Source organism: Exiguobacterium sp. s163 (assembly GCF_018617135.1).
Classification (GTDB): Bacteria; Bacillota; Bacilli; order Exiguobacteriales; family Exiguobacteriaceae; genus Exiguobacterium; species Exiguobacterium profundum.
Genome location: NZ_JACSJN010000001.1, coordinates 547886 through 571404, shown reverse-complemented (window position 1 = coordinate 571404; position 23519 = coordinate 547886). Strand labels below are relative to the sequence as shown.

The 23519-nt window shown below is 49.3% G+C and carries 27 protein-coding genes and 1 other RNA gene; 22 read left to right on the top strand and 6 right to left on the bottom strand.

The window, feature by feature from the left end:
• Window positions 1–9 precede the first annotated feature (9 nt).
• The 14 genes from eno to KNO71_RS02955 all read left to right on the top strand — a co-directional run bounded on the left by eno (window position 10) and on the right by KNO71_RS02955 (window position 13539).
• Complete coding sequence (gene eno / locus KNO71_RS03020) at window positions 10–1302, top strand: phosphopyruvate hydratase (protein ID WP_012726908.1); 1293 nt, start codon at window positions 10–12, stop codon at window positions 1300–1302.
• A gap of 269 nt (window positions 1303–1571) precedes the next feature.
• Complete coding sequence (locus tag KNO71_RS03015) at window positions 1572–2369, top strand: phosphotransferase enzyme family protein (RefSeq protein WP_214687176.1); 798 nt, start codon at window positions 1572–1574, stop codon at window positions 2367–2369.
• Between the two features lie 232 nt (window positions 2370–2601).
• Complete coding sequence (galU, locus tag KNO71_RS03010) at window positions 2602–3483, top strand: UTP--glucose-1-phosphate uridylyltransferase GalU (RefSeq protein ID WP_214687174.1); 882 nt, start codon at window positions 2602–2604, stop codon at window positions 3481–3483.
• A gap of 21 nt (window positions 3484–3504) precedes the next feature.
• Entirely contained in the window at window positions 3505–4713 is a 1209-nt protein-coding gene (locus KNO71_RS03005) for a glycosyltransferase family 4 protein (RefSeq protein WP_251031945.1), read from the top strand.
• Window positions 4710–6050 (top strand): glycosyltransferase, encoded by a 1341-nt coding sequence (locus KNO71_RS03000; protein ID WP_078147299.1) that lies wholly within the window; start codon window positions 4710–4712, stop codon window positions 6048–6050. The genes KNO71_RS03005 and KNO71_RS03000 overlap by 4 nt, the downstream gene beginning before the upstream one ends.
• Window positions 6051–6097: 47 nt before the next feature.
• On the top strand, window positions 6098–6985 hold the full coding sequence (locus KNO71_RS02995; protein WP_214687170.1) for a YitT family protein: 888 nt from the start codon (window positions 6098–6100) through the stop codon (window positions 6983–6985).
• A gap of 73 nt (window positions 6986–7058) precedes the next feature.
• Window positions 7059–7283 carry a preprotein translocase subunit SecG gene (gene secG / locus KNO71_RS02990; protein ID WP_012726902.1) on the top strand — a complete coding sequence of 75 codons (225 nt, stop codon included), beginning with the start codon at window positions 7059–7061 and terminating at the stop codon, window positions 7281–7283.
• A gap of 102 nt (window positions 7284–7385) precedes the next feature.
• On the top strand, window positions 7386–8126 hold the full coding sequence (locus KNO71_RS02985) for an alpha/beta hydrolase (RefSeq protein WP_031422876.1): 741 nt from the start codon (window positions 7386–7388) through the stop codon (window positions 8124–8126).
• 15 nt (window positions 8127–8141) lie between these two features.
• Complete coding sequence (rnr, locus tag KNO71_RS02980) at window positions 8142–10547, top strand: ribonuclease R (protein WP_214683878.1); 2406 nt, start codon at window positions 8142–8144, stop codon at window positions 10545–10547.
• A gap of 54 nt (window positions 10548–10601) precedes the next feature.
• On the top strand, window positions 10602–11072 hold the full coding sequence (gene smpB / locus KNO71_RS02975; RefSeq protein ID WP_012726899.1) for an SsrA-binding protein SmpB: 471 nt from the start codon (window positions 10602–10604) through the stop codon (window positions 11070–11072).
• 49 nt (window positions 11073–11121) lie between these two features.
• Window positions 11122–11477: a transfer-messenger RNA gene (gene ssrA, locus KNO71_RS02970) on the top strand.
• Between the two features lie 114 nt (window positions 11478–11591).
• Window positions 11592–11735 (top strand): alcohol dehydrogenase, encoded by a 144-nt coding sequence (locus KNO71_RS02965; protein WP_214683880.1) that lies wholly within the window; start codon window positions 11592–11594, stop codon window positions 11733–11735.
• 175 nt (window positions 11736–11910) lie between these two features.
• Window positions 11911–12513 (top strand): hypothetical protein, encoded by a 603-nt coding sequence (locus KNO71_RS02960; RefSeq protein ID WP_078147297.1) that lies wholly within the window; start codon window positions 11911–11913, stop codon window positions 12511–12513.
• Between the two features lie 66 nt (window positions 12514–12579).
• The gene (locus KNO71_RS02955) at window positions 12580–13539 is read left to right on the top strand and encodes an HNH endonuclease signature motif containing protein (protein ID WP_168169852.1); all 960 of its coding nucleotides are present in this window, start codon (window positions 12580–12582) and stop codon (window positions 13537–13539) included.
• A 110-nt stretch (window positions 13540–13649) separates the two neighbouring features.
• Here KNO71_RS02955 and KNO71_RS02950 read toward each other — a convergent pair whose 3' ends face one another.
• The gene (locus tag KNO71_RS02950) at window positions 13650–14015 is read right to left on the bottom strand and encodes a hypothetical protein (RefSeq protein WP_078147295.1); all 366 of its coding nucleotides are present in this window, start codon (window positions 14013–14015) and stop codon (window positions 13650–13652) included.
• Between the two features lie 134 nt (window positions 14016–14149).
• On the opposite strand from KNO71_RS02950, the gene KNO71_RS02945 reads away from it, so the two are divergent.
• The 4 genes from KNO71_RS02945 to KNO71_RS02930 all read left to right on the top strand — a co-directional run bounded on the left by KNO71_RS02945 (window position 14150) and on the right by KNO71_RS02930 (window position 16333).
• Window positions 14150–14581 (top strand): hypothetical protein, encoded by a 432-nt coding sequence (locus KNO71_RS02945; protein ID WP_078147294.1) that lies wholly within the window; start codon window positions 14150–14152, stop codon window positions 14579–14581.
• Window positions 14582–14811: 230 nt separating this feature from the next.
• Window positions 14812–15147, top strand: coding sequence for a hypothetical protein (locus KNO71_RS02940; RefSeq protein ID WP_214683882.1), 336 nt, complete (start codon window positions 14812–14814; stop codon window positions 15145–15147).
• 68 nt (window positions 15148–15215) lie between these two features.
• Window positions 15216–15680, top strand: a complete 465-nt coding sequence (locus KNO71_RS02935; protein ID WP_214683883.1) for a GNAT family N-acetyltransferase — start codon at window positions 15216–15218, stop codon at window positions 15678–15680.
• 11 nt (window positions 15681–15691) lie between these two features.
• The gene (locus KNO71_RS02930) at window positions 15692–16333 is read left to right on the top strand and encodes a hypothetical protein (RefSeq protein WP_214683884.1); all 642 of its coding nucleotides are present in this window, start codon (window positions 15692–15694) and stop codon (window positions 16331–16333) included.
• A 37-nt stretch (window positions 16334–16370) separates the two neighbouring features.
• Here the strand turns inward: KNO71_RS02930 and KNO71_RS02925 are convergent, their stop codons facing one another.
• On the bottom strand, window positions 16371–16871 hold the full coding sequence (locus KNO71_RS02925) for a hypothetical protein (RefSeq protein WP_214683885.1): 501 nt from the start codon (window positions 16869–16871) through the stop codon (window positions 16371–16373).
• 178 nt (window positions 16872–17049) lie between these two features.
• Here KNO71_RS02925 and KNO71_RS02920 point away from each other — a divergent pair, with 178 nt between their 5' ends.
• Entirely contained in the window at window positions 17050–17256 is a 207-nt protein-coding gene (locus tag KNO71_RS02920) for a helix-turn-helix transcriptional regulator (RefSeq protein WP_012726890.1), read from the top strand.
• A gap of 2 nt (window positions 17257–17258) precedes the next feature.
• Window positions 17259–17558, top strand: coding sequence for a hypothetical protein (locus KNO71_RS02915; RefSeq protein WP_078147289.1), 300 nt, complete (start codon window positions 17259–17261; stop codon window positions 17556–17558).
• Between the two features lies 1 nt (window position 17559).
• On the opposite strand, the gene KNO71_RS02910 is transcribed toward KNO71_RS02915, so the two are convergent.
• The gene (locus KNO71_RS02910) at window positions 17560–17748 is read right to left on the bottom strand and encodes a hypothetical protein (RefSeq protein WP_012726888.1); all 189 of its coding nucleotides are present in this window, start codon (window positions 17746–17748) and stop codon (window positions 17560–17562) included.
• 135 nt (window positions 17749–17883) lie between these two features.
• Between KNO71_RS02910 and KNO71_RS02905 the strand changes: the two genes are divergently transcribed.
• Window positions 17884–19296: an NAD-dependent epimerase/dehydratase family protein gene (locus tag KNO71_RS02905; RefSeq protein ID WP_214683886.1), complete on the top strand. Its 1413-nt coding sequence runs from the start codon at window positions 17884–17886 to the stop codon at window positions 19294–19296.
• A 28-nt stretch (window positions 19297–19324) separates the two neighbouring features.
• Here the strand turns inward: KNO71_RS02905 and KNO71_RS02900 are convergent, their stop codons facing one another.
• The gene (locus KNO71_RS02900) at window positions 19325–19978 is read right to left on the bottom strand and encodes a hypothetical protein (protein ID WP_214683887.1); all 654 of its coding nucleotides are present in this window, start codon (window positions 19976–19978) and stop codon (window positions 19325–19327) included.
• Between the two features lie 194 nt (window positions 19979–20172).
• Between KNO71_RS02900 and KNO71_RS02895 the strand changes: the two genes are divergently transcribed.
• On the top strand, window positions 20173–21729 hold the full coding sequence (locus KNO71_RS02895) for a SulP family inorganic anion transporter (RefSeq protein ID WP_251031926.1): 1557 nt from the start codon (window positions 20173–20175) through the stop codon (window positions 21727–21729).
• Here KNO71_RS02895 and KNO71_RS02890 read toward each other — a convergent pair.
• Window positions 21726–22055 carry a YolD-like family protein gene (locus KNO71_RS02890; RefSeq protein ID WP_012726878.1) on the bottom strand — a complete coding sequence of 110 codons (330 nt, stop codon included), beginning with the start codon at window positions 22053–22055 and terminating at the stop codon, window positions 21726–21728. The two genes, KNO71_RS02895 and KNO71_RS02890, sit on opposite strands and share 4 nt — an antisense overlap.
• Window positions 22052–23347, bottom strand: coding sequence for a Y-family DNA polymerase (locus tag KNO71_RS02885; RefSeq protein ID WP_214687167.1), 1296 nt, complete (start codon window positions 23345–23347; stop codon window positions 22052–22054). Before KNO71_RS02885 ends, KNO71_RS02890 begins: the two co-directional genes overlap by 4 nt.
• Between the last annotated feature and the right edge of the window lie 172 nt (window positions 23348–23519).

Sequence of the window (23519 nt, the reverse complement as noted above, 5' to 3'; positions counted from 1 at the left end):
CGATTTTTCATGTCAATGATTACAGAAATTTACGCACGCGAGATTTTAGATTCACGCGGTAACCCATCAGTAGAAGTAGAAGTCTTCACAGAAGACGGCGGTTTCGGCCGTGCCCTCGTCCCATCAGGCGCATCAACAGGTGAGCACGAAGCAGTTGAGCTTCGCGATGGCGACAAGTCACGTTACCTCGGTAAAGGTGTCTTGAAAGCAGTTGCGAACGTGAACGACACGATTGCACCAGAACTCATCGGCTACGATGTATTCGACCAAAACGCAATCGATGCGAAAATGATCGAACTCGACGGTACACCAAACAAAGCAAAACTTGGTGCAAACGCAATCCTCGGTGTATCGATGGCAGCAGCTCACGCAGCAGCAGATGAGCTCGGTCTCCCACTTTACACATACCTTGGTGGATTCAACGCGAAGACACTTCCAACACCAATGATGAACATCATCAACGGTGGTTCGCACGCGGACAACAACGTGGACTTCCAAGAGTTCATGATCATGCCTGTCGGCGCGCCAACATTCCGTGAAGCGCTCCGCATGGGTGCTGAAGTATTCCACGCCCTCAAATCAGTTCTTTCTGGTATGGGTCTTAACACAGCTGTCGGTGACGAAGGTGGTTTCGCACCAAACTTGAAGTCTAACGAAGAAGCGATCACAGTTATCCTTGAAGCGATCGAAAAAGCTGGTTACAAACCAGGTGAAGACGTCTACCTCGCAATGGACGTTGCATCTTCTGAGTTCTACGACAAATCAACTGGTAAATACGAACTCGCTGGCGAAGGCAAGTCACTCACAACTGCTGAGCTTGTAGACTTCTACGCTGAGCTCGTTGACAAGTACCCAATCCTCTCAATCGAAGATGGTTGTGACGAAAACGACTGGGATGGCCACAAGCTTCTCACAGACAAAATCGGACACAAAGTTCAACTCGTTGGGGATGACCTCTTCGTAACGAACACATCTAAACTTGCTGAAGGTATCGAAAAAGGAATCGCAAACTCGATCCTCATCAAAGTTAACCAAATCGGTACGCTCACAGAAACATTCGACGCGATCGAAATGGCTAAAAAAGCTGGTTACACAGCAGTCGTCTCACACCGTTCTGGTGAAACAGAAGACGCGACAATCGCAGACATCGCTGTTGCGACAAACGCTGGACAAATCAAAACTGGTTCACTTTCACGTACAGACCGTATCGCGAAATACAACCAACTTCTCCGCATCGAAGACATGCTCGGCGATGTAGCGAAATACGACGGTATCAAGTCGTTCTACAACCTTAAAAAATAATTGATTGATTGTTTCAGGCTCGCCAATCGGCGGGCCTGTTTTTTTATGGGTGTTTTTCAACCCGTCCTGGCGGCACCGATGCTTTCTGCAGGCAATTCACGAAGCCTCCTCGCGCTTACGCGCTTGCGGGGTCTCCGCGAGATTGCTTTCCTGCAAGAGTCACGGTGCCGCTTGGACGGCTACGATCGCTATTTGTCGGACCTTTTCGTCGTCGACACCCTGTGTTGCTGTATACTGAACGTGACTGATAAAGGGTAGGGGGAGATTGGATGGATCAATCGAATGAACAAGAAAAAAGGTTGAGCGGTGGGAACGTGTCAACTGTCTATAAAAAGGGGAATTACGTCTATCGCACTCAAAAGGAAGGCAGCGAGCGTATTCATCGATGGTTACGTCACTTGGAGGCAAAGCAACTTTCCGGAGTGCCGCGCTTTATTAGAATCGATGATCGAGGAAGAGAAGTGTTAACTTACTTGGAAGGAGAAACCGCAGACTATCCCTTGAAGTCTTACATGTGGTCCGATGAGGCGATTCAGGATGTTGCACGACTAATGAGACGTATACATGATGCGTCAATCGATTTTGAATGGACATCCGAATGGGAGCCAATCGATCACACACCACAACCGTTAGAGGTCATCTGCCATAACGACTTCGCTGTCTACAATACAATTTTCCATGAAGGAAAGGTAGCGGGAGTCATCGATTTTGACTTGGCTGCACCGGGACCGCGTGCTTGGGATATCGTATATGCACTTTATACGTTCGTTCCGCTCAGTCGTCGCCACCAAGCTGAAACGGGAGAAGTCATCTATTATGATGCCGATCGAGATGATGCGATCTATAACAAGCGTGTATCTTTGTTTCTCGAAGCCTACGGTTGGGATCAAGCGGAGGTCGACTTGTTCGACATGTTGCAACGACGCATCGAAGCGCTCTGTCTGTTGATGAAACGAAAAGCTGCGGAAGGAGACGTCGCCTTCCAAAAGATGATTGACGAAGGACATTACGATCATTACCAAGAGGAACTTCGGTTTATTCGAACGCATGGACAGAAGTGGTTCTGAAACAATCTGAAGCGGGAATATAGAAAATGAAGCATGAATGGGGAGGCGATTTTCGTGATGATGCTTGGATTCCTCTTCTTAGTATTGCTCATTGGGTTCGGCATTTGGTACTATCTCAAATCGCACCGGAATGATGATTGGTCATGACGACATTGTCATGACCTCTCTTTTGTGTCAGTTTGCACAAAATTTGGGTATACTCTCTACATAACGAGTAAAGGAGCCCATGCTTATGACACGAGTACGTAAAGCCATCATCCCAGCCGCCGGTCTCGGCACCCGCTTCCTTCCCGCCACGAAAGCCATGCCAAAAGAAATGTTGCCGATCGTCAACAAGCCGACCATCCAGTTCATAGTCGAGGAAGCCGTCGCTTCAGGCATCGAGGACATCATCATCGTCACGGGGAAGAACAAACGGGCGATTGAAGACCATTTTGACCGTGCGCTCGAACTGGAACAGAACCTCGAATCGAAAGGGAAGACGCGCTTGCTCGAATCGGTCCGACATTCCTCGAATTTGGCGAACATTCACTACATACGCCAACAGGAGCCAAAAGGTCTCGGTCATGCGATTTGGTGCGCCCGGAAGTTTATCGGAGACGAGCCATTCGCCGTCTTGCTCGGGGACGATATCATCGAATCCGATGTGCCGACGACGAAGCAGTTGATTGACCAATATGAGGCCCACGATCGTTCGATCATCGGGGTGCAGCGTGTCCCGTATGAAATGACGAACCGATATGGTATAATTGACCCGCTTGCCGTCGAAGGGAAGCTCATCCCGGTGCGGACGTTCGTGGAGAAACCGCCCATCGATGAGGCCCCGTCGAACTTCGCCATCCTCGGTCGCTATATCTTGAAACCGGACGTCTTTGAGGCGTTGGCGGGACAAGAGGCGGGAGCCGGGGGCGAGATTCAATTGACGGATGCGATCGCACGCTTGAATGAGGCGCAGACGGTCTTCGCCTACGAATTTGACGGTCGACGTTACGACGTCGGAGAGCCGATCGGGTTCGTCGAGACGACGGTTTGCCACGCGCTCAGCAATCCTGATTTAAAAGATGACGTCCATGCCCTATTGAAACGGCTCGTGGACGAACTTGATCAACAGTAAGGTGTGTTATTTTTGAAAACAATGCTTATGGTGTGTCAAAATTATTATCCGGAGATCGGCAGTGCCGGCAACCGGATGCAAAACATTACGCATTTGATGAAGCAGCGCGGGTATGAAGTCGAGGTCATCACGGCCGCCCCTTCGTATCCGAGCTTTGATATGTATCAGGACGACCGCTTCTGGAACGACCGGGAGTTAAACGACCAACCGTTCATCAAGCGACTCATCACGAAGAAACGGAAACATACGTCCAACATGGTCAGTCGTCTTTTTCTATTCCTCGAACAGATGGTCAAAGGAATCCGAGAAGTCCGTAAGCTCGAATTGAAGCCAGACGTCGTCTTTGCGACGACCCCTTCTTTTTTTATGGCGTTTGTCGGTGCTTATGCGAAACGAAAGTATCGTGTCCCGTTCATCTTGGACGTCCGTGACCTTTGGCCAGAATCGGTGAAAGGGGTCGGCGTCTTCAAGTACGATTGGGTGCTCACGCCGGCTTTTTGGATGGAGAAACGACTGTATCGTGTCGCCGATGAAGTCATCATCAACTCGGAAGGGTTCCGCAGCTATCTTCGTCAGCGCGGTGTGCCGAACGAGAAGATTCACTACATGCCGAACTCGATCCGGGAAGCGGAGCGAACGCTCGAGCGGACGATCCCACCGGACGACCGGATGGAGATCTTATACGCCGGGAACATGGGTCTTGCCCAAGATGTGTCGTTGTTACTCGAACTCGCCGAACGATTCCGGGATGAGCCACGGGTCCACTTCAAATTGATCGGCTACGGCTATCGGAAAGAAGAGTTGAAACAGACGATCAAAGACCGTGGCTTCCAAAACTTCTTGTTCCTCGAGGCGATGCCACGGACAGAGGCGTTTCAGGCGATTAAAAATGCAGACGTCGCATTCGTCAGCCTGATCGAGCAAGAAGTGTTCGATACGGTCATCCCTGGGAAACTCATCGACTATATGGCGGTCGGCAAACCGATTGTCGCAGCAGTGTCAGGCCATGCGGCGAATGTCATTGAAGCGGCGGAAGTCGGCTACGTGTCACGGAAACGTGACATCGATGAGATCGAGCGGATCCTACGGAAGCTCCTCGACCGACCGGATTTACGGGAGGCACTCGGGGCGAACGGGATTCGTTACGTCAAAGAGAATTTATGTTGGGAAGAGAATATCGACGTGTTAGATCAAGTCGTACAACAGTTAGTGATGGAGGAAACACGATGAAGTCAGTATGTATGTTTGTATGGAACCATTTTACGAATGATGCGCGCGTCCTTCGTGAGTGCTCGGCACTCGCCGAGGCAGGCTATGAAGTCGATTTGATCGCGCTTCAAGATCCGAAAAATAAAGAGCTTCCAAAAGAAGAGATGCGTCCGGAAGGCTTCCGCGTCATCCGCGTGAAGCGTCAACCTTCGATTCTCGTCAACGCGCTCAAGTTCGCGAAGAAGACCTATCAATGGGTGAGCGAGAAGCGGACCCGCCAAATCGGTGCTGGACTCGTCGGTGCCGGGTTGTTCCTACTCGCGCCGATCACGATGCTCGCACTTGGAGCGGCCGTCGGGACGGTCTTGTTGCCGCAAGTGCGTAAGCAAATCGTCAATGCGAGTGCGATGCTCGAGATGGTGTTCGCTTCGACGAAAAAATCGTATGACTTTTACCATGCGAACGATTTGAACACGCTCCCGCAGGCACTCCTCGCCGGGAAAGTGTTCAACAAAGGTCGGATCGTCTACGACTCGCACGAGGTACAAACGGACCGTACGGGTTACGGCTATATTCAAAGTAACCTCGAGGGCTGGCTCTTGCCGTTCGTCGATACGATGATGGTCGAGAACCATACGCGTGCGGCGCACAACGAAGAGTTGTACGGATTCTATCCGTACGTGCTCCATAACTATCCGTTCTACCGTCCGCTCGACTTCTCGCTTCGTAAGGACTTGCATGCGCTTCTCGACTTACCGAAAGACGAGAAGATCCTCTTGTATCAAGGGGGCATTCAAGCCGGACGCGGTCTCGAACAGCTCGTGCTCGCGGCGAAAGACTTCAAAGAAGGCACGCTCGTCATGATCGGGGACGGGAAGCTTAAACCGACGATTCAACAGTTGATCGAGACGGAAGGGGTCGGCGACCGCGTCAAGATGATTGACAAAGTACCGGTCGAAGCGTTACCTTACTATACGATGAACGCCTATTTAGGCTTCCAAGTATTGAACAACGTCTGCTTCAACCACTACTCGGCCTCGTCGAATAAATTGTTCGAGTATTTGATGGCTGAAGTACCGGTCGTCTCATGTGACTTCCCTGAAATCGAACGGGTCGTTGCGGGGAACGATGTCGGGGTGCTCGTCGATTCGCATGATCCACAATCGATTGCGGACGGCGTCAACCGGATGATTGAAGACCAAGCACTCTATGCGCGTGTCAAAGAGAACACGAAGACCGCGCGTGAGAAATATAACTGGGATTTGGAAAAAGAGGCACTCTTAAACGTCTACGCGAACGCCGCGGAGCGCAAGTTGCCGATTATGAAAGACGGTGCGCCAAAGCCAGTACAATCTTAAGACTGCGGCTTTTGCCGCGGTCTTTTTTCTATGGAGGGAGGACATTTATGAAACGTCAACAACAACATCTATTGCGCCAACAAGTATGGCGCAAGCTACAAACCATCTCGGTGAAGGACATCGCCTGGATTATCGCAGGCTCTTTCATTCTCTCGTTCGGGGTCAACTACTTTACCGTACCGAACGACTTCTCGGAAGGTGGCCTGCTCGGGGTCACGATCATCCTGTACTACGTCTTCGGCTGGGACCTCGGGCTCACGTCGATCATCGGGAACGGGATTCTCTTTATCGTCGGCTATAAGCTGCTCGACCGTCGGACAATGGTCTATTCGGTCATCGCCGTCATCGCGACGTCATTCTTCCTCGGTCTGACACATGACTGGGGCAGCCCTGCCGAGGACAAACTGCTTGCGGCCGTCTATGCCGGAATCATGATCGGGGTCGGGATCGGCATGGTGCTCCGTGTCGGCGGGACGACCGGCGGGGGTGTCATCATCGCCCGACTCATGGAGCGCTATCTCCACTTGAGTGTCGCCGTCTCGATGTTCATCATCGATGCGATCGTCGTCGCGACATCTGGCTTCTTCTTAGGGGAACAAGTCGTTCTCTATACGCTCATCGCGATCATCATCGGTTCATGGGTCATCGACCTCGTCGCGGAAGGTCTCAACATCCGTAAAGCCGTCACGATCATCAGCGATAAGCAAGAAGAGCTCGCCGTCGTCTTAACGGAGACGCTCGGACGCTCGGCGACGATTATCCATGGACACGGTTACTACACGAAGCAGGATAAGAACATGTTGTATATGATCGTCGACAAACGTCAGATCGCACCACTCAAAAAAATCGTCCAAGTGACGGACGACCGCGCCTTCGTCGTCATCCACCAGGTGAAGGAAGTCATTGGGGAAGGATTCAGCTACCCGTCCCGATAATTTGAATGCTGGTGTTTTATTGATAACTTCTATATAATAAAAGGCGTGTAAATAGAAGGAGGAACTGACTACTATGCAAACGATCGCTACAATCAGCCTACTTGTCGTGGCTGTCTTATTGATTGTCGTCGTACTGCTCATGTCAGGTCGGTCGCAAGGTCTTGGAGCGATTGCAGGTGGCGCGGAGCAGTTGTTCGGACGCCAGAAAGCACGCGGCTTCGATGCTGTTTTGAACCGAACTGCAGCTGTACTAGGCACTTTGTTTTTCATTTTAGGATTACTAGTCGCATCATTATGATGATAAGGCTGATCGTTCTCGATTTTCACGTGAGGCGGTCAGCTTTTGTTTTTTCGATTTATTTTTTGGGAATAATGTAGATACAAGGAGATGACAGATAAAATGAAAGTGACAGCACCAAAACCGTTCTTCTTCGAGGGCGGAAAACGTGCCGTGTTGATGTTACATGGCTTCACTGGATCGAGCGCGGATGTCCGCATGCTCGGTCGCTTCCTTCAAAAAGAAGGATACACATGTATGGGACCGATCTATCGTGGTCATGCCGTCCCACCGGAAGAATTACTCCAATATGGACCGAAAGACTGGTGGGAAGACGTCTTGGACGCTTACCAGACGCTCGTCGACAAAGGTCATGAGGAGATTGTCGTCTGCGGACTCTCGTTAGGTGGCGTGATGTCGCTCCGTCTCGCCGAGGAGAAAGACGTCAAGGCGGTCATCCCAATGTGCGCACCGACGGGAATCGATGCCGAGGACCGCTTGTATAAAGGAGTCCAGGCATATGCCCGAGAATATAAGGGTAGAGAAGAAAAGTCGCCGGAACAGATTGAGCAGGAGATGGCAGAGTTCAAACCGATGCCAACATTGAAAGACCTCCGTGCCTTCGTCCGCGACACGGCGTCGAAGCTCGAGGACATCTTCGTCCCGACACTCGTCGTCCAAGGCGCCAAAGACAACATGATCGACCCGGAATCGGCGAATCAAATTTACGAGGCGGTCAACACGTTCCAAAAAGAGTTGCTCATCTACGAGAACTCGGGACACGTGATCACACTCGACAAAGAAAAAGAGAAACTGCACCAGGACGTGCTCGATTTTCTCGAAACGTTAGACTGGTCAGTCTAAGAAGGAGGTGTCACGTTGAATTTACGTGACCAATTACTAGAGATCTTACAGGCGAGCGAGAAACCGCTCTCTGTCGATCAACTGACCGAGCGATTACAGCTCGCGTCGACGGATGACTTTAAAGAGCTCATTCGCACATTGAATGCCCTCGAGGAAGAGGGCGCCATCGGCCGGACGCGGACGAACCGTTACGGGACGCTCGCCACGCTCGGACAAGTCGCGGGAATCATCTCGATTCATCAGCGCGGCTTCGGCTTCTTGTCGGTCGAAGGGGAAGCGGAAGACGTGTTCTTGCCGCCCGACCAACTGAAGGACGTCTACCATGGCGATACGATCCTCGTCAAAAAACGCGAGGACAACCGTGGCAAGACGGAAGGGATTTTATTGAAAGTATTGAAGCGCGGACTCTCCGAGTTCGTCGGGACGTATACGCTCCCGAGCGGTCGACTCGACCAGTTCGCCTTTATCGAGCCGGATGACAAACGCATCAACTTCTGGCCGGTCGTCAACCCGGACAAATCACTCGGTGCCGTCGACGGACATAAAGTCGTCGTGCGCATCACGAAGTATCCGGACGGACGCTTCGCCGGTGCCTGTGACGTCGTCCGCATCATCGGGCATAAGAACGACCCTGGCGTCGACATCTTGTCGATCGTCTATAAACACGGCATCCCGACGGAGTTCCCAGAGGACGTGATCGCTCAGGCGAACGCGGTACCGGACGAAGCGGACGAGAAAGACTTCATCGGTCGCGTCGACCTTCGTGACGAGACGATCTTCACGATTGACGGCGAAGATGCGAAAGACTTGGACGATGCCGTCCACGTCAAGAAACTCGATAACGGGAACTACGAGCTCGGTGTTCATATCGCCGATGTCTCGCATTACGTGAAAGAGGGCTCACCACTAGACGTTGAGGCGCTCGAGCGCGGGACGAGTGTGTATCTCGTCGACCGCGTCATTCCGATGTTGCCGCACCGACTCTCGAACGGGATCTGTTCCCTCAACCCTCACGTCAACCGCTTGACGCTCAGCTGCGTAATGGAGATTTCTCCGCAAAACGGGAAAGTCGTTCGCCATGATCTGTTCCCGAGTGTCATCAAGACGACGGAGCGGATGACGTATACGAACGTCCGTGAGATCATCGAACGTGATGACGAAGAGACATTGAAAAAGTACGAACCGTTCATCGGTGAGTTCGACCTCATGGCCGAGCTCGCGGAAGTGCTTCGGAAACGTCGTAACTCGCGCGGTGCCATCAACTTCGATTTCGCTGAGGCGAAGGTTGTCGTCAACGAGGAAGGGAAGCCGGCAGATATCGTGCTTCGTCCACGTTCGGTCGCCGAGAAGTTGATCGAGGAGTTCATGCTCGCGGCCAACGAGACGGTTGCGGAACACTTCCACAAGATGGACGTGCCGTTCATCTATCGTGTCCACGACAATCCGAAACCGGACAAGCTCGACTTCTTCTTCGACTTTGTCGCAAACTTCGGTGTGCATATTGAACGCATCAAAGGACAGACGGTCGAACCGAAGACGCTTCAAAAGATTTTGAAGGCAATCGACGGAGAACCGGAAGAGCCGGTCATCAGTACGATCATGCTTCGTTCGATGCAACAGGCGAAATATGACGACGTCTCGCTCGGTCACTTTGGACTCGCGACAGACTTCTATACGCACTTCACGTCACCGATTCGTCGTTATCCGGACTTGATCGTCCACCGTCTCATGCGCACGTACGTCTTCAACAACGATTTGTCGGAGAAGACGATCGCGAAGTACGAGGACCGTCTCGGGGCGATCGCCGAACAGGCATCGAAACGGGAACGTCGCTCGGTCGACGCAGAGCGCGAGACACAGGCGCTCAAGAAAGCCGAATACATGGAAGCCCATCTCGGTGAAGAGTTCGATGGTGTCGTCGCCGGCGTCACGAACTTCGGGATGTTCATCGAGCTTCCGAATACGATCGAAGGGCTTGTCCGTCTCCAGTCGATGGATGACTACTACCACTTCGACGAATCACAGCTCATGTTGCTCGGCGAGCGGACGAAACGTCAATTCCGCATCGGGGACGCCGTCCGTGTCAAAGTCGACGCCGTCAACTTAGACGAGCGGACAATCGACTTCACGGTCGTCGGCATGCCGAAACGGGAACCGTCAAGCCGTCGCCAACCGACGACAATCAAAGCGAAAGGCGGTCGTCCGAAGAAGGACGAGAAAGACCGTCGTGGCGGTCGCGGTCGGGACGACAAGAAGAAGCGCGGCAAACCAGGAAGACCTGGGAAGCCGGGCAAACCAGGTGAGAAACCGAAACGAGACGGGGAGAAGTCTTCCCAAGGCCGTTCGGCACTCGACCTGAAGAAGAAAGACAAGCACAAACGAAAAGGCGACGCCAAACGAGGTGCGAAGAAACGTCGCTGACGGGGAAGGGCTCGTCCCTTCCTCCGTATCTTGTAGATAAAGGACTGAATGTGTATGGCCAAGAAGAAAGATTCGAACGCACTCGCCCAAAACCGCAAGGCGTCCTTCGATTATGCGATCGAAGATACGATTGAGGCGGGCATGGTGCTCACAGGGACGGAAATCAAATCGGTCCGTCAATCGAAGATCAACATCGCGGATGCGTACGTCCGGTTCGATGGGGGCGAGGCGACGCTTCACAACTGTCATATCAGCCCGTTCGAACAGGGGAACCGCTTCAACCATGACCCACTCCGCGTCCGAAAGCTATTGTTGCATAAGAAGCAGATCAATCAGCTCATCGGGGCGTCAGGGCGTGATGGCTACACGATTATCCCGCTCAAGGTGTATATCAAGAACGGGTTCGCCAAGTGCCTGCTCGGCGTCGGAAAAGGGAAGAAGAAGTACGACAAACGTGAGGACTTGAAGAAGAAAGACGCGAAGCGTGACGTCGACCGTGCGATGCGCGATCGGCAAAAATACTGACAACGGATCCTAATTGTGGTATACTAAACAGAGTACCAATTACCACCTCGGGGACGTTATGGATTCGACGGGGGTAGGTCGGTCGTATGTGGCGTGTCGAGGGGTCGGCCTCGTTAAAACGCAAACGCCTATAACTGGCAAAACTAACACACAACTCGCAGCAGCCTAAGTGCCCTGCGGATCCTGACATCCATCGCTTGTGTGGATGACTTTCAGGGTCTCAAACTAAGCAAGCTACGCTTCAACCTCGCCGTCTGAGGGCGCGAAGAAGAGATGAAACAGACTGGATGCGACAACGCCTGTTTATCGGCAGTGTCACATCGAGATTCAATAGATAAACTACACACGTAGAAGCATACGTTACGATGCCTTCGGACGCGGGTTCGACTCCCGCCGTCTCCATTTTGAAGCAGTCTGTAACGACTGCGATCAATGATTTTCATGAAGACCTTCTAATTTCATTGAGATTAGAGGGTCTTTGCTTTTGATTGAAGCCATGAAGAAAGGAAGGTGAAACGCATGGGAAAATATCAATTAGATAAGAGAAGCAAAGTAGCTGCGGCGAAGTACCAAGACGGCAAAAAGCCGACTGTCTCGAACAAGAAAGAACGATTGAACCAGCTTCGTGAAGCATATTTGCAGAAACAACAAGAGAGGAAGTGATCTGGTGAAGGATTATTGAGTACCTGCTCATTAATCCTTTTCTTTTGGGGAGCGGACACCGGTTATTAGGTTTTTGATGAGAATCAAGGGATTGATCATCTTTTTGTTGAATAGAAACTATGAGTTGTTTTTTGAAAATCGTCAAGTAATTATACATACCAAAGGAGGAGTTCACATGTCTAAAAAATCGACGGAATTGATTGTGAATGGCGTCAAAAAATATGGTCCGACAGTAGGCAAACTTGCATTAAAACATAACAAAGAAATCATGGGGGCTTTAGGATCAATCAATTTAAAGAAACGACCGAAGAACCCTGATGACTCGGAGCAAAGCCCTAAAAAAGTCAAGAACAAGCATCCGCGAAAGCAACGGTATCAGTACTATTTAACCGAAGTGACACCTACGCTAGACACTCGAAATCGAGATGAGTTGTTCCAATATAGATTAGAAGTGGAGCAATGCATTCAACAAATCAAAATGGAACAAGCACAAGACATCGTCATCAAAAAACAAATTCATGAGGGGCGAATCAAAGAGTGGGAATCCATTCTCTCTCTCATCGTGAGTCAAATGACCATCAAGGACTATATGGAATTTTTAAGACTCTTTAACAATCCAGAGTATCAAAGTGATTATTTCGCGGGCTTTGAAGGGGATGTGGAGAAGTTCAAAAAATTGAATACGGTCGAACAGTATGATGCGCTCGTTCAGTATGTTCATGAAAAGACAATGATTGATATCGAACAAATCAAAAGAGAGTTTTCTGCTCCTGTTTGATGTGTGAGATCCACTTCTTTTCTGCATTCGTTATAATCAATAGTGTAATGGATGGAGGTGGAGTCGTTGGGATGGGATTTAAGTGTCGCTGAGGCGAAAGATGTGTATTTAACCGAATCAGACCTATGGCGCTTTACACAACAATTTCTGATGAACGCTTCTCATACGACGACGTACAAACACGTATTGATGAAGGTGTTACTGGAATGTACGACAGAATTGAATGAATCAGGTGTCGTGTCATTTCATCAGATTGCCAAACATGTGACGAAAATCTATTGGAATCTCATCGTCAAGCATGGGCTGACACAGATGAATCAACTAGGGAAGCAGAGCGCTGTTGAAAACGTGATGGTCTCCTTTCAGAAAGAACACAACATTCCGTCAGATTGGAACTTTGACCGTTTACCAGAGCATCAACAAAATCAATTGATTCGGAACGTGAATCAGTTTTATAAAAAATACGTATACGGTTCTTTCTATCGCTCTTTTAACGAAACGATTTACTCTTTCAATCGAAAAGAAGAATGGATTCAACTCGTTCCAGCGTATGTCGTTTTCTTTGAAAAATATAAGCGTGTTCTCATGAACGTGACAAACTATCAGTTAGCCATCTTTTTAGAAAAATACAATTCCCAAGATGCGATGGAACGAATCTTGAGCAAGCTGGAGTTTGTGTCTGCCCGTCAGTCGCTTGAGGAGTTTAAACAAATTTTATTAAGTCACGGGCACTCAATGTGCTTCTATTGCCTAAAGCCTGTAAAACAAATTCACGTGGATCATTTCATTCCTTGGTCTTATATGCAAAATGATGTCTTATGGAATTTTGTGCTGTCATGCCCGACATGTAATACGAGTAAAAATAATCGATTAGCGAATATCGATTATCTCTACAATTTGGTAGAACGAAATCATGAACTGCGTACGGCAGAATACATGTCTACATACAAAGAATCGAAACTCATTCATTTGTATCACTATGCCGTTCAAAATGGATTTGAAAACAATTGGGCTCCGAAGACATGAAAAGAGTCGAACCTAATTAAACAGGTTCGACTTTTGTTTTAGTATTCACTATAGTTGAACAGCATAGACATCAGCACATCACTTTTAACTTTCACTTGAATATTTGTATGTTAGTTTCTAATACTCAGTTCTTTAGTTCTTAAAATTGTTATGATACTCATCGAGCTAATCCCGACCCCAAGCAATGCTATAATCGCTGTAAACATACCGTTTGGAATCATAAAACCAATAGGCAACATTCCTAAAAAAGATATAGCGATTACTCCCTGGTATGCAATGTTTAGATATGAAATAATTGGATTTGAAAAGAACGACATGATGAGTGGTGGAATAAATAATACGACAACAATTCCTAGCGACATAAATAATGTCATTTGTATCTCCGGTGTCATTTCACCCAATCGATTGATTTGTAAAGTAATAATAAATAGAGCTAACCCCATCATCAATAGTACCCATAAGATTTTTTTGATCATTTAAAGTCCCCTTCGATTTTTAATTTTAACATTTAAACCCATTATATCCAAAATTAATCTTTATAAGTGCACAAATGCTTCATTACCATAATCCATGGAGAAAAAGAAATAAGTAATGCGTAGGTGAATAAACAGTGTCAAATAATTTAGAAACTTTAATTGTGTCAGGCCGGTTTAAAGAAGTAAAAGACATCTATCAAACTACTGATTTTGAAACATTTAAAAATGATTTATTAACTTTGGCGTATGATAATGAAAATCTGTCGAATTACTCCGTACTCGTCTATCTGTTATTGGACACAGAGGACGATAAATTACATGACTTAGCTTTTCAAGTCCTATCACAGCCCCTTTGCCACATTGAAGGGGCTTATACCTCTTCCTTATACCATGCTCAAAGAGCCGTGGATTTGACTGATGCTGCAGATGTGAAGCGCTTAGAGAACCTGTTATTTCTGAACATCGTCCCAGAAAAGATTGTAAGTGATGAACAAGCAAAGTCCATCGCGGAAAAAATTCTTGTTCTAGATCCAACAAATGAAGTTGCTAAAGACACTTTATATTAAACCTAGAAAATCATTTGTTCGCGTAGACCAATGGTTTTCTTTAGTTCGTGTCACTGAATAAGGGAATAACCAACTAGTCTCATCTAATCCACTTAAGCCATCAATTGTATGAAAGACAATCTGCACACCATTTTCATCTCTACATTTCTCGACTGAATAAATCAAAAGGATATCTTCCTAATTTTGAATAAGTATGCAGAATCTAACCTTAAACCTGGGGGGGCGAATGAATGAAAAGGATTTGTGATTGTGAAAATTTGAAAAGAATTACTATAGAGGCGGATGTGGGGGCGGACCCGACATGGTGTGCGACCTGTCGATACAATATAGAATTGAATGAGTTTACGATTTCTGACCAATTGAAGCGTGATTTCTATGAATGGGTTAGTCGATTCGGAGAATGGATTGACTGGGACACGGATGCACTTGCTAAAGGATGGGAAATCAAGGTGGAGCAACATAATCGTGAAGGAGACTTACTTTCGGAGCGTTTGCAAGTAGCGCTTGGTGAAGCATATGAAATTGAATTCACGCCTATAACATACGATAATTTTACAAAATCCTGAACTTCACTAGAAACGGTGATTCCAAAAATTGTATGTTACACTAAGGGAAAACGTTTAGGGGTAAACAGATGACCATTCATTTTGCCAGGATGACGGGACCAGAAATCGCGAATTATGTGACTTGGTTGATTGACGATTATGCAAAAGATGTCGCGCGCAACTATCAACTTCCGATGGTGTTGGCACAAGAGGAATCGACTCAATTGATTCGGGACCTCTTCCCAGACAATCAACCCGGGGAAGGGCAGACGATTGTTCATGTGATGAACGGAGACACTCGTGTCGGAATTTTGTGGTATGCGTTTCAAGCTGAATCGAAACGCATCTTCATTTATCACATTTTGATTGAAGAGACGTACCGTGGGCAAGGGTATGCGACAGCGGTGTTTGAGAAACTTGAAAAAGTGGTCTCAGAAGAACTTGGCGCAACATCCATTGGACTAAGTGTATTCGGTACGAATCCAGACGCACAGCGATTATATAAACGACTCGGATTCCAAGAAGCGTCCATCGCCATGAACAAACAGTTATGAGAGGAGTCGACATGAAACGTTACTTGAAGTGGCTTTTGGTCGGATTTGGCGTGATTGGGGTGGCGGGGTTGGTATTTGCCTTTTATCGGTCGATGCAACCAGATCCCGATGAGGAAGCAAAAGTGATGAAGATGGCTGAATCATATGTACTCGAGCGATTCAAAGATGCTGAAGTGACAGAGGACGTATTATTCGACAACATGGGAAACTTTCCGTTTGAATATGCGGCGATTGCGGTGGATTCGGTGACGGGAACGGAATTTTATGTTTACGAGAATGAATCGACCGGAGAAATCGTTGATACGTTTCTCTCATCCAAATGGGAAGATGCGGTCACAGAGGTGATTGAAGATTCGATTGATACGGCGTTTGGTGCAGACGTCACCTATGTCGTCCTATATGACGAAGAAAGTATCCGACAACTCGATGTCTCCTCGGCAAATCCAATCGCCTATCAGACAGCCGACGTTTCGCCGACAATCTTATTGACGCTTCATCGGGAGCCGGAAGCCGATGACGAAGAGCGCGTTCGGACGTGGATGTCTGCGTTACAAGAGAACGACATCCTGAAGCGAGCCGAGATTCGTGTTGACTATACCGCTAAAAACGGAGAACTTCTTGATGATGGTACTGGTTTAGATTTATCGTTTTAACAGTAATCCCACTTTCCAATCGGAAAGTGGGATTTGTTCAGTCAAACACTCGACTGATCCAGCGTTTGAAAAAGGGTTGGCCTGATTGTGTCACGCTATGATTGTCGAGCTCTACCTCTTCGATCGCCTCATTCGGAGACCTCAATTGAATCGTCATCTCGTCACCAAGCCCGGTCGTGACACCACTCTCAAATTGAAGATTTCTTGTCACATAAGCATTTGCGTATAGAAGTCCACCTTTTTCGTCCACTTGTACCTCCTGAATCGTATAGTGGAATTGCTCGACCCAATCCCGCTGACCGAGGAGGAGCCGGACGACGTCATCTTCGTGTGACAGTTTCGTTCGCTCGATATTCTCAAGAGGAGTATGCGCTTCAATCGCCTCTCGCTGCGCTTCTAAGATATCTTTGAAGTGATGTGTCGCAGCTTCTGTCGTCCATGCAGCGGAACCTGTCTTTGACTCAGTCGCATAATGGAAAAGAGCAAATCCAATCAAGGCGAATAACGCAAGGACACTTACTCGTTTGAACTGTTTCATCGTCGTGTTCCCTCCATATAAAAGTCGCATCGTAATGTAGTGTCATTTCAGACGATTCACGTGGATGATAGCTACATGCTAAAGGGTATATTTGGTTTAAAATCTTTTTTATGTAATATATTCTTAACATTTAGTAAAAAAAATAGTTTACACTGAACTTGAATACAATGAGGAGGCGATGGTGACGTTAAAAAATCAAATATTCCTCAGTCGTGCAAAGAAAGGCTGGACCCAGCAGCAATTGGCTGATTCAGTCGGAGTAAGTCGTCAAACGATTATTGCACTTGAGAAAAACAAGTATAACCCGTCGCTCATCCTTGCGTTCAAAATTGCGGCGGTACTCGATGAAGAACTACCCGCATTATTTACATATGAGGAGGAGTGAAGATGGATCAAGTATTGCTGTATGGAATTCTTGTCTTGATTGTTGGTGTAATTGTCTCAGAACTTTATAAGGCGAACTTTGAACGAAAAATCGAATCACAAGACGAACGAGGGCGACAGATCGCCTTAAAAGTCAAATCGATTTCTTATTCGATGTTGTCAATCGGTGTCTATGTTGGTGTCGCCCTCGTCGCAATTTTTCAAGTTTTCGATCAATATTATTTCATCTACTTTGTCATGCTTGTCTTTTTCATACAAAGCATCGGATCGTCAATTTATCTTGCTGTGATTCGCAGGACATGACTTATCGACCGGTGATTTGATCCAACCAATTCGCGACCAAGTCCGCGCTGCCATCTTGGAACATAAATATGGATACCCCGACCATCACAAGCCCGACTAAAATCAATCCACCTTGTTTCGCGCTACTTGCAATCCCTCGCACGATGAGGATAATTCCCAACCCAAGCAAAAGAAAGTACCAAAATCCCATGAATATCCCTCCTTTTTCTAATTATTCTCATTTTAGTATGAATCGGTCGAGCAGGCTCTACATACTTAGACTGATTTATCTTTTTAAAAAGAAGGGTACATTACCTCTATGCGAATAATTAGGGGAGTGACCATTATGCGAAAAACGATTGTCATTGCGGGGGCGAGCGGCTATATAGGCTCGAACGTGATGGAGCAGCTGAAGGAAGAGTATGACATCATCGCGTTATCGCGATCGACGAAGAATAAAGAAGATGAGGCCCATATCACGTGGCGTGCCTGTGATTTGTTCTCATACGAAGCAACGAAAGAAGCATGCGAGGGCGCTGATTACGCGATGTTCCTCGTGCACTCGATGATTCCGGACGGCGGCTTGACGCAAGCGACGTTCGAGGACATGGACGCGCTCATTGCGGACAACTTCGCCCGGGCGACGAAGGCGAACGACATCGAACAGATTGTCTATTTGAGCGGAATCATCCCGAAACAAGAGAAGACGTTATCGCGTCATTTGAAGAGTCGACTCGAAGTCGAACGCATCCTCGGCGGACAAGGGGTACCGGTAACAACGATTCGGGCTGGACTGATTATTGGTCCGGAAGGTTCGTCGTTCCCGATTTTAGCGAAGCTCGTCAAACGATTGCCGACGATGATCTTGCCACGTTGGACAAAGACGGAAACACATCCGATCGACATCCGGGAAGCCGTTCAGGCACTCATCTCGGTCGTCGGTGCCGAGTCGCTTTATGACCGTCATATCGACATCGGGGGTCCCGAGGTGATGACGTATCGGAAGATGATCGAGCAGACAGCCGAAGTCATGGACAAGCGTCGCGTCTTGATCGACTTCCCGTTCCCGACAATCAAACTGTCGCGGCTGTGGGTCATGGCGGTCACGGGTGAACCGAAGGCGACCGTCTATCCGCTCGTCGAGAGCATGGGGCACGCGATGGTCGCGGAAGACACGGTCGAAGGTATCGGCCAGGGAGAGATTCCGTTCAAACAGGCGGTCGAACATGCGCTTGAGGAAGAAGAGAAGCAGTCCTCGGGCGGTAAGAAGAAAAAGCAACCGAAATCGTATACGGTCCGTTCGATTCAGCGGTTCGGTCTGCCGGAAGAAAAGTCGGCGCTTTGGATGGCGGACACGTACTTTGAATGGCTCGGTCGTTTTATGTATCCGCTCATTCAGACGACGAAAGAAGATGATGATTGGGAGATTGCGCTGCTCGATCCGTCGTTCGTCGCGCTTCATCTATCGCTTGAACAGGAAGCGACGGACGATATGGCATCCTTTGCGATTGACGGGGGCAAGTTCGTCAAGTTAAGTGAAGAGGATCAGACAGGGCGTCTCGAGTTTAGACGCTTACCGGAGTCGGATGAAGGACTCGTCGCCATCCATGAGTTCGTACCGGCCCTCCCGTGGTGGTTCTATACGAAGACACAGGCGAAAGCCCATCTCGTCGTCATGTGGTTATTCGGTCGTCATGTGAAGTTGCTGGCGAAAGACGCGGAAGATGGCGATCAAGTCGTAGAGGCTCCGACGAATTGAAGGGAGACGCATCGAAAGGTGCGTCTTTTTACTTTACTTTGATGATGTTAGAAGCTACCGTCGGAATGTCATCTCCATTTTGAACGATGAGATATACGTGTTTTGCTTTGAATGGAGTGTCGTACATGAACTTTGCTAAGTCCAAGAGAGAGGTATCAAACTCATTGTGAAAGATGACGGAAAATTCAAAAGTAGAAACTTCAAATAATAGAGATGCATGGGTATAATCCTTTTGAGATTTTTTCAGCATGTTCTTTTTTGTTTCTTCAATGTACGTGGCAGCCTGTTCCTTTAGCTGTTCATAACCTTTTAATCTTGAGATCCACATCCCTTGTTCATTTAAAGCTTGTGCAATTTCCACATCCCGTGGTCCGTTTATGTAAGAACTCACTTCGAACTTTTCTTCGGTCCCATTTGGATGCAGTATGACAAAGTCATAATTTTGATTCCCGATGATGATTTTCGCTTTAGCGTCTTTTGGGAAATAAGGCGAGAGGGAAAATACATAAGCGGGTACAAACTCCTCTTGAAACTCTTTGAATTCTCCTTTGCGTAACCTCGAAATCTTTAAAGCCATGCGGTCGTCCTTCAGTGCTTGAATCACCTCTTCAAAGTAATTTTTCATTTCAGTCGGTGTACGATATTCAGATAAATCTTTTAATATGGCAAACTGTTTTTCCATAGATTATATCTCCTTTGTTACGGAAGGTAATATCAGTTCAATGATTCTAACTTTTATCAGTGTGTGTCTAATGCCTATTGTACCATCTCGTTCTTTGTACATTCTGTTAACGTTTTTCTCAATCCGTTTACAAGCCCTCTTTCCAGGCGTACACTAAACTCGCTTTTGAACTGATTGGAAAGAAGGAATGTATGATGCAAGACTCACTCTCCACGCGTGAGATGTGGCAAAAGGACATCTCGGCCGGGATCACGGTCGGTGTCGTCGCCATCCCGCTCGCCATGGCATTCGCCATCGCCTCAGGCGTCCCGCCGGTGTATGGGCTCTACACGTCCATCTTCGCAGGAATCCTCGTCAGCCTGTTCGGAGGTTCGACGTTCCAGATTGCCGGACCGACGGGAGCGTTCATCCCGATCGTCTCGGGTGTCGTCCTCGCATACGGATATAAGGGATTGCTCGTCACGACCGTTCTCGCCGGAATGTTGCTGCTCCTCATGAGCGTGCTCCGGGTCGGACGGCTCATCCGCTTCATGCCCCGGGCCGTCACTATCGGTTTCACGGCTGGGATTGCCGTCGTCATCTTCGTCGACCAGCTCGATGAGTTGTTAGGGGTCACGTTTGAGAAGGCGCCACATTTTCACGAGAACTTGCTTCGCCTCGGTCAGGCGTTGCCCGAAGCGAGTCCTTGGCCGATCGTCATTGCCGGAATCGGCTTTTTGACGCTTTGGCTCGTCCCGAAGCTGCCGTTCCGTTTACCGCTTTTACTCATGGCGATGCTCGTCCCGACGTTCGTCAGTCTCCTCATCCCGGGTGAGGTCGCGACCATCGGAAGTGCCTACGGCGGCATCCCGAGCGGACTGCCGGAATTCAACTGGCTTGCGATCGACCTAAACTTGATCACAACACTTCTCCCGTCCGCGTTCGCCATCGCCTTCCTTGGCGCACTCGAGTCACTTCTTTCGGGAACGGTCGCCGACGGGATGGCGGGGACGAAGATGAAACCGGACAAGGAACTGTTCGGGCAAGGGCTCGCGAACGTGATCACACCGTTCTTTGGTGGGATCCCGTCGACAGGTGCCATCGCCCGGACGGCGACGAACATTCAGGCGGGAGCGGTCAGTCGACGTGCCGGGGTCATCCATGGGATCACGGTGCTCGTTGCGGTTCTCGTCCTCGCGCCGTTCGCGAGTTACGTACCACTCGCTGCACTCGCTCCGATTTTGATGCGGGTCGCCTGGAACATGTCCGAACGCCATCACGTGATGACGATGTTGCGTCATCGTTCATCCGAGTCGCTTGTCTTACTCGTCACGTTACTATTGACGGTATTCGTCGACTTGGTCGTCGCCGTCGAGGTCGGCGTCATCTGTGCGCTCGCGCTCTTCGCGAAACGAATGGCTGATACGATCGATGTGCGCGAACGGACAGAACGGTACGTCACGCGAGACGGCCAAATCGTCTTCAGTGTCGAAGGCCCGCTCTTCTTCGGTGCGGTCGAGTTGTTCGAGCACGTCCTCCATCACATCCATCGGGAACCGAACGTGTTCATCTTCAACTTTCATCGTTGCCCCGTCATCGACGTGACCGCGGTCGAAGAGTTGCGGCGTGCCATCACCGAACTGAAAGCGGCCGACCGGCACGTCATCTTCGCGCACCTGTCGCCATCGGTCCGCGCGACGCTTGCTCACTATGGGCTACTCGACGGGATTGAAACGTTCGAGACGACCCAGGAAGCGATCGAGGCATCTTAACGAACGGACAAGATGTCGCCGAACGGGACGCGGCGCACTTTGCCATCGAACAGCTCGACTTCGCGCTCGGCGTAATAGATGGCATGGACGTAGCCGCGCATGCTTGTCGTCAAGCCGTCTACGAACAGGGTTACTTCGACTTGGTCGCCTTCACGAATGGCCCGTTCGAGCTCGGTCTGCCAAAGATAGAGGAGCTGTTCGTCCAAGTCGGGCAGCTCAATCTTTTGGATTTGTGCATAATAACGTTTCAGTAGGGCGACGTGCTCGGGCATGAGAAATGGGATCCATTTTAACTCACCCCGGTCACGATAGCGGGTCTTGCTCATGAGGAATCGCCTCCTTGTTTATGTCCGCCGATTAGACGTTGGCGCGTCCGGAGCGGACTGTCTTTTAGTAGGCTCGATGCCGGTCGGATCGTGCCGCGACCGAACCGGACATTCAGGCCGTCAATCAAATCGAGGAAGTCGAGCCGTTTCGCCTTCGCCCATTCGTCTTCGAAGAACGATAACTGGACGTGATCGCTCCGTGGCTCGAGCTTGCCGAGAGCGACCGAGACGTAACGGACGGCCTCCGTCTCTTCCCAGCCGTCTAAAAATAGCTGCAATAAGATCGGGAGAAACTCTTGCTCGTCCGCTGTGAAGCGGGGGAGCTTCTTTTGTTTACTGAAGCCAGCCCGGTCGCTCGTCCGCGTATAGCGCACCCCGAGATGGATCGTCCCTCCGACGAGTCCCGCTTGCCTGGTTCGCATGCCGACCTCGACCGCAATTGCCTGTAAGACGAGCCGGATTGCGGAATACGTCGTGTAGTCTTTCATGAGGGTGATGCCGTGTCCGATCGACTTCGGTCGCATCCGTTTCGCACCGAACAAGGAGCTCGCCGGCAGGATGGTCGGCGACTCGTCGATGCCCCAGGCGTGATGCCAAAGTTCTGCACCGATGACACCGAACTTTTCATGAAGGGATTCGAGCGGATAACGGGCCAAGTCCCCGATCGTCCAGATGCCGAGCCGCTGCAGATGGACCGCCATCTTCGTCCCGACGCCCCACATCTTCTCGATCGGCGCCGGGTGGATAAGCCGTTCGACGTCGTGGAGAAGACACGTGGCGACCCCTTCCTTTTTCGCATGCAAATCGAGGACGAGCTTGGCGAGGACGTTGTTCGGTCCGATGCCGATGGTGACGGGAATGCCCGTATAGCGAAAAATCGTCGCTCGCATGAGATGGGCGACGTGCTCGTCATTTCCGAACAGCCGCTCTGTCCCGCTCATGTCGACGAGCGTCTCATCAATCGAATAGACGCGAATCGCCTCGGGTGGGGCGAACTGATGGAGGATGTGGATGATTTGAATGGAAACGTTCAAATAATGACTCATCCGCGCCTCGGCATACAAAACGTCCCGTCGTTCGTGCCACGGAAGGCGGTCGATGTGAAAGCGACGTGACCCAGTCTTGATTCCGAGCTGCTTCATCTTCGGGGTCGCCGCGAGCACGAGTGCCCCGCTGTCCTGGAGGTTCGAGAGGACGACGAGCTTTGTCTTGTAAGGATTTTTGTTGCGCGCGGCACACTCGCAACTGGCATAGAACGAGACGCTGTCGATACAAAAGATTCGTCTGCGCATCGTCACCACTCCTTTTTTGCGAACAAATGTTCTGTTTTTTTCATCGTAACACGGTCTCACGTCATCTCAAATAGTGAATTGAAAATATTTTTACAAATACTTTTTGAAAATTAACCAAAATTTATAGGTTTTCACGTGTCTAAAAACCAACTTTTAGGAAGTTTTCGTAAAA

What these genes read in the sequence shown, in the direction of transcription:
- eno (WP_012726908.1), top strand. Translation starts at nt 10, where the DNA reads ATGTCAATGATTACAGAAATTTACGCACGCGAGATTTTAGATTCACGC.
- KNO71_RS03015 (WP_214687176.1), top strand. Translation starts at nt 1,572, where the DNA reads ATGGATCAATCGAATGAACAAGAAAAAAGGTTGAGCGGTGGGAACGTG.
- galU (WP_214687174.1), top strand. Translation starts at nt 2,602, where the DNA reads ATGACACGAGTACGTAAAGCCATCATCCCAGCCGCCGGTCTCGGCACC.
- KNO71_RS03005 (WP_251031945.1), top strand. Translation starts at nt 3,505, where the DNA reads ATGCTTATGGTGTGTCAAAATTATTATCCGGAGATCGGCAGTGCCGGC.
- KNO71_RS03000 (WP_078147299.1), top strand. Translation starts at nt 4,710, where the DNA reads ATGAAGTCAGTATGTATGTTTGTATGGAACCATTTTACGAATGATGCG.
- KNO71_RS02995 (WP_214687170.1), top strand. Translation starts at nt 6,098, where the DNA reads ATGAAACGTCAACAACAACATCTATTGCGCCAACAAGTATGGCGCAAG.
- secG (WP_012726902.1), top strand. Translation starts at nt 7,059, where the DNA reads ATGCAAACGATCGCTACAATCAGCCTACTTGTCGTGGCTGTCTTATTG.
- KNO71_RS02985 (WP_031422876.1), top strand. Translation starts at nt 7,386, where the DNA reads ATGAAAGTGACAGCACCAAAACCGTTCTTCTTCGAGGGCGGAAAACGT.
- smpB (WP_012726899.1), top strand. Translation starts at nt 10,602, where the DNA reads ATGGCCAAGAAGAAAGATTCGAACGCACTCGCCCAAAACCGCAAGGCG.
- KNO71_RS02965 (WP_214683880.1), top strand. Translation starts at nt 11,592, where the DNA reads ATGGGAAAATATCAATTAGATAAGAGAAGCAAAGTAGCTGCGGCGAAG.
- KNO71_RS02960 (WP_078147297.1), top strand. Translation starts at nt 11,911, where the DNA reads ATGTCTAAAAAATCGACGGAATTGATTGTGAATGGCGTCAAAAAATAT.
- KNO71_RS02950 (WP_078147295.1), bottom strand. Translation starts at nt 14,015, where the DNA reads ATGATCAAAAAAATCTTATGGGTACTATTGATGATGGGGTTAGCTCTA.
- KNO71_RS02940 (WP_214683882.1), top strand. Translation starts at nt 14,812, where the DNA reads ATGAAAAGGATTTGTGATTGTGAAAATTTGAAAAGAATTACTATAGAG.
- KNO71_RS02935 (WP_214683883.1), top strand. Translation starts at nt 15,216, where the DNA reads ATGACCATTCATTTTGCCAGGATGACGGGACCAGAAATCGCGAATTAT.
- KNO71_RS02930 (WP_214683884.1), top strand. Translation starts at nt 15,692, where the DNA reads ATGAAACGTTACTTGAAGTGGCTTTTGGTCGGATTTGGCGTGATTGGG.
- KNO71_RS02925 (WP_214683885.1), bottom strand. Translation starts at nt 16,871, where the DNA reads ATGAAACAGTTCAAACGAGTAAGTGTCCTTGCGTTATTCGCCTTGATT.
- KNO71_RS02920 (WP_012726890.1), top strand. Translation starts at nt 17,050, where the DNA reads ATGGTGACGTTAAAAAATCAAATATTCCTCAGTCGTGCAAAGAAAGGC.
- KNO71_RS02915 (WP_078147289.1), top strand. Translation starts at nt 17,259, where the DNA reads ATGGATCAAGTATTGCTGTATGGAATTCTTGTCTTGATTGTTGGTGTA.
- KNO71_RS02910 (WP_012726888.1), bottom strand. Translation starts at nt 17,748, where the DNA reads ATGGGATTTTGGTACTTTCTTTTGCTTGGGTTGGGAATTATCCTCATC.
- KNO71_RS02905 (WP_214683886.1), top strand. Translation starts at nt 17,884, where the DNA reads ATGCGAAAAACGATTGTCATTGCGGGGGCGAGCGGCTATATAGGCTCG.
- KNO71_RS02900 (WP_214683887.1), bottom strand. Translation starts at nt 19,978, where the DNA reads ATGGAAAAACAGTTTGCCATATTAAAAGATTTATCTGAATATCGTACA.
- KNO71_RS02895 (WP_251031926.1), top strand. Translation starts at nt 20,173, where the DNA reads ATGCAAGACTCACTCTCCACGCGTGAGATGTGGCAAAAGGACATCTCG.
- KNO71_RS02890 (WP_012726878.1), bottom strand. Translation starts at nt 22,055, where the DNA reads ATGAGCAAGACCCGCTATCGTGACCGGGGTGAGTTAAAATGGATCCCA.
- KNO71_RS02885 (WP_214687167.1), bottom strand. Translation starts at nt 23,347, where the DNA reads ATGCGCAGACGAATCTTTTGTATCGACAGCGTCTCGTTCTATGCCAGT.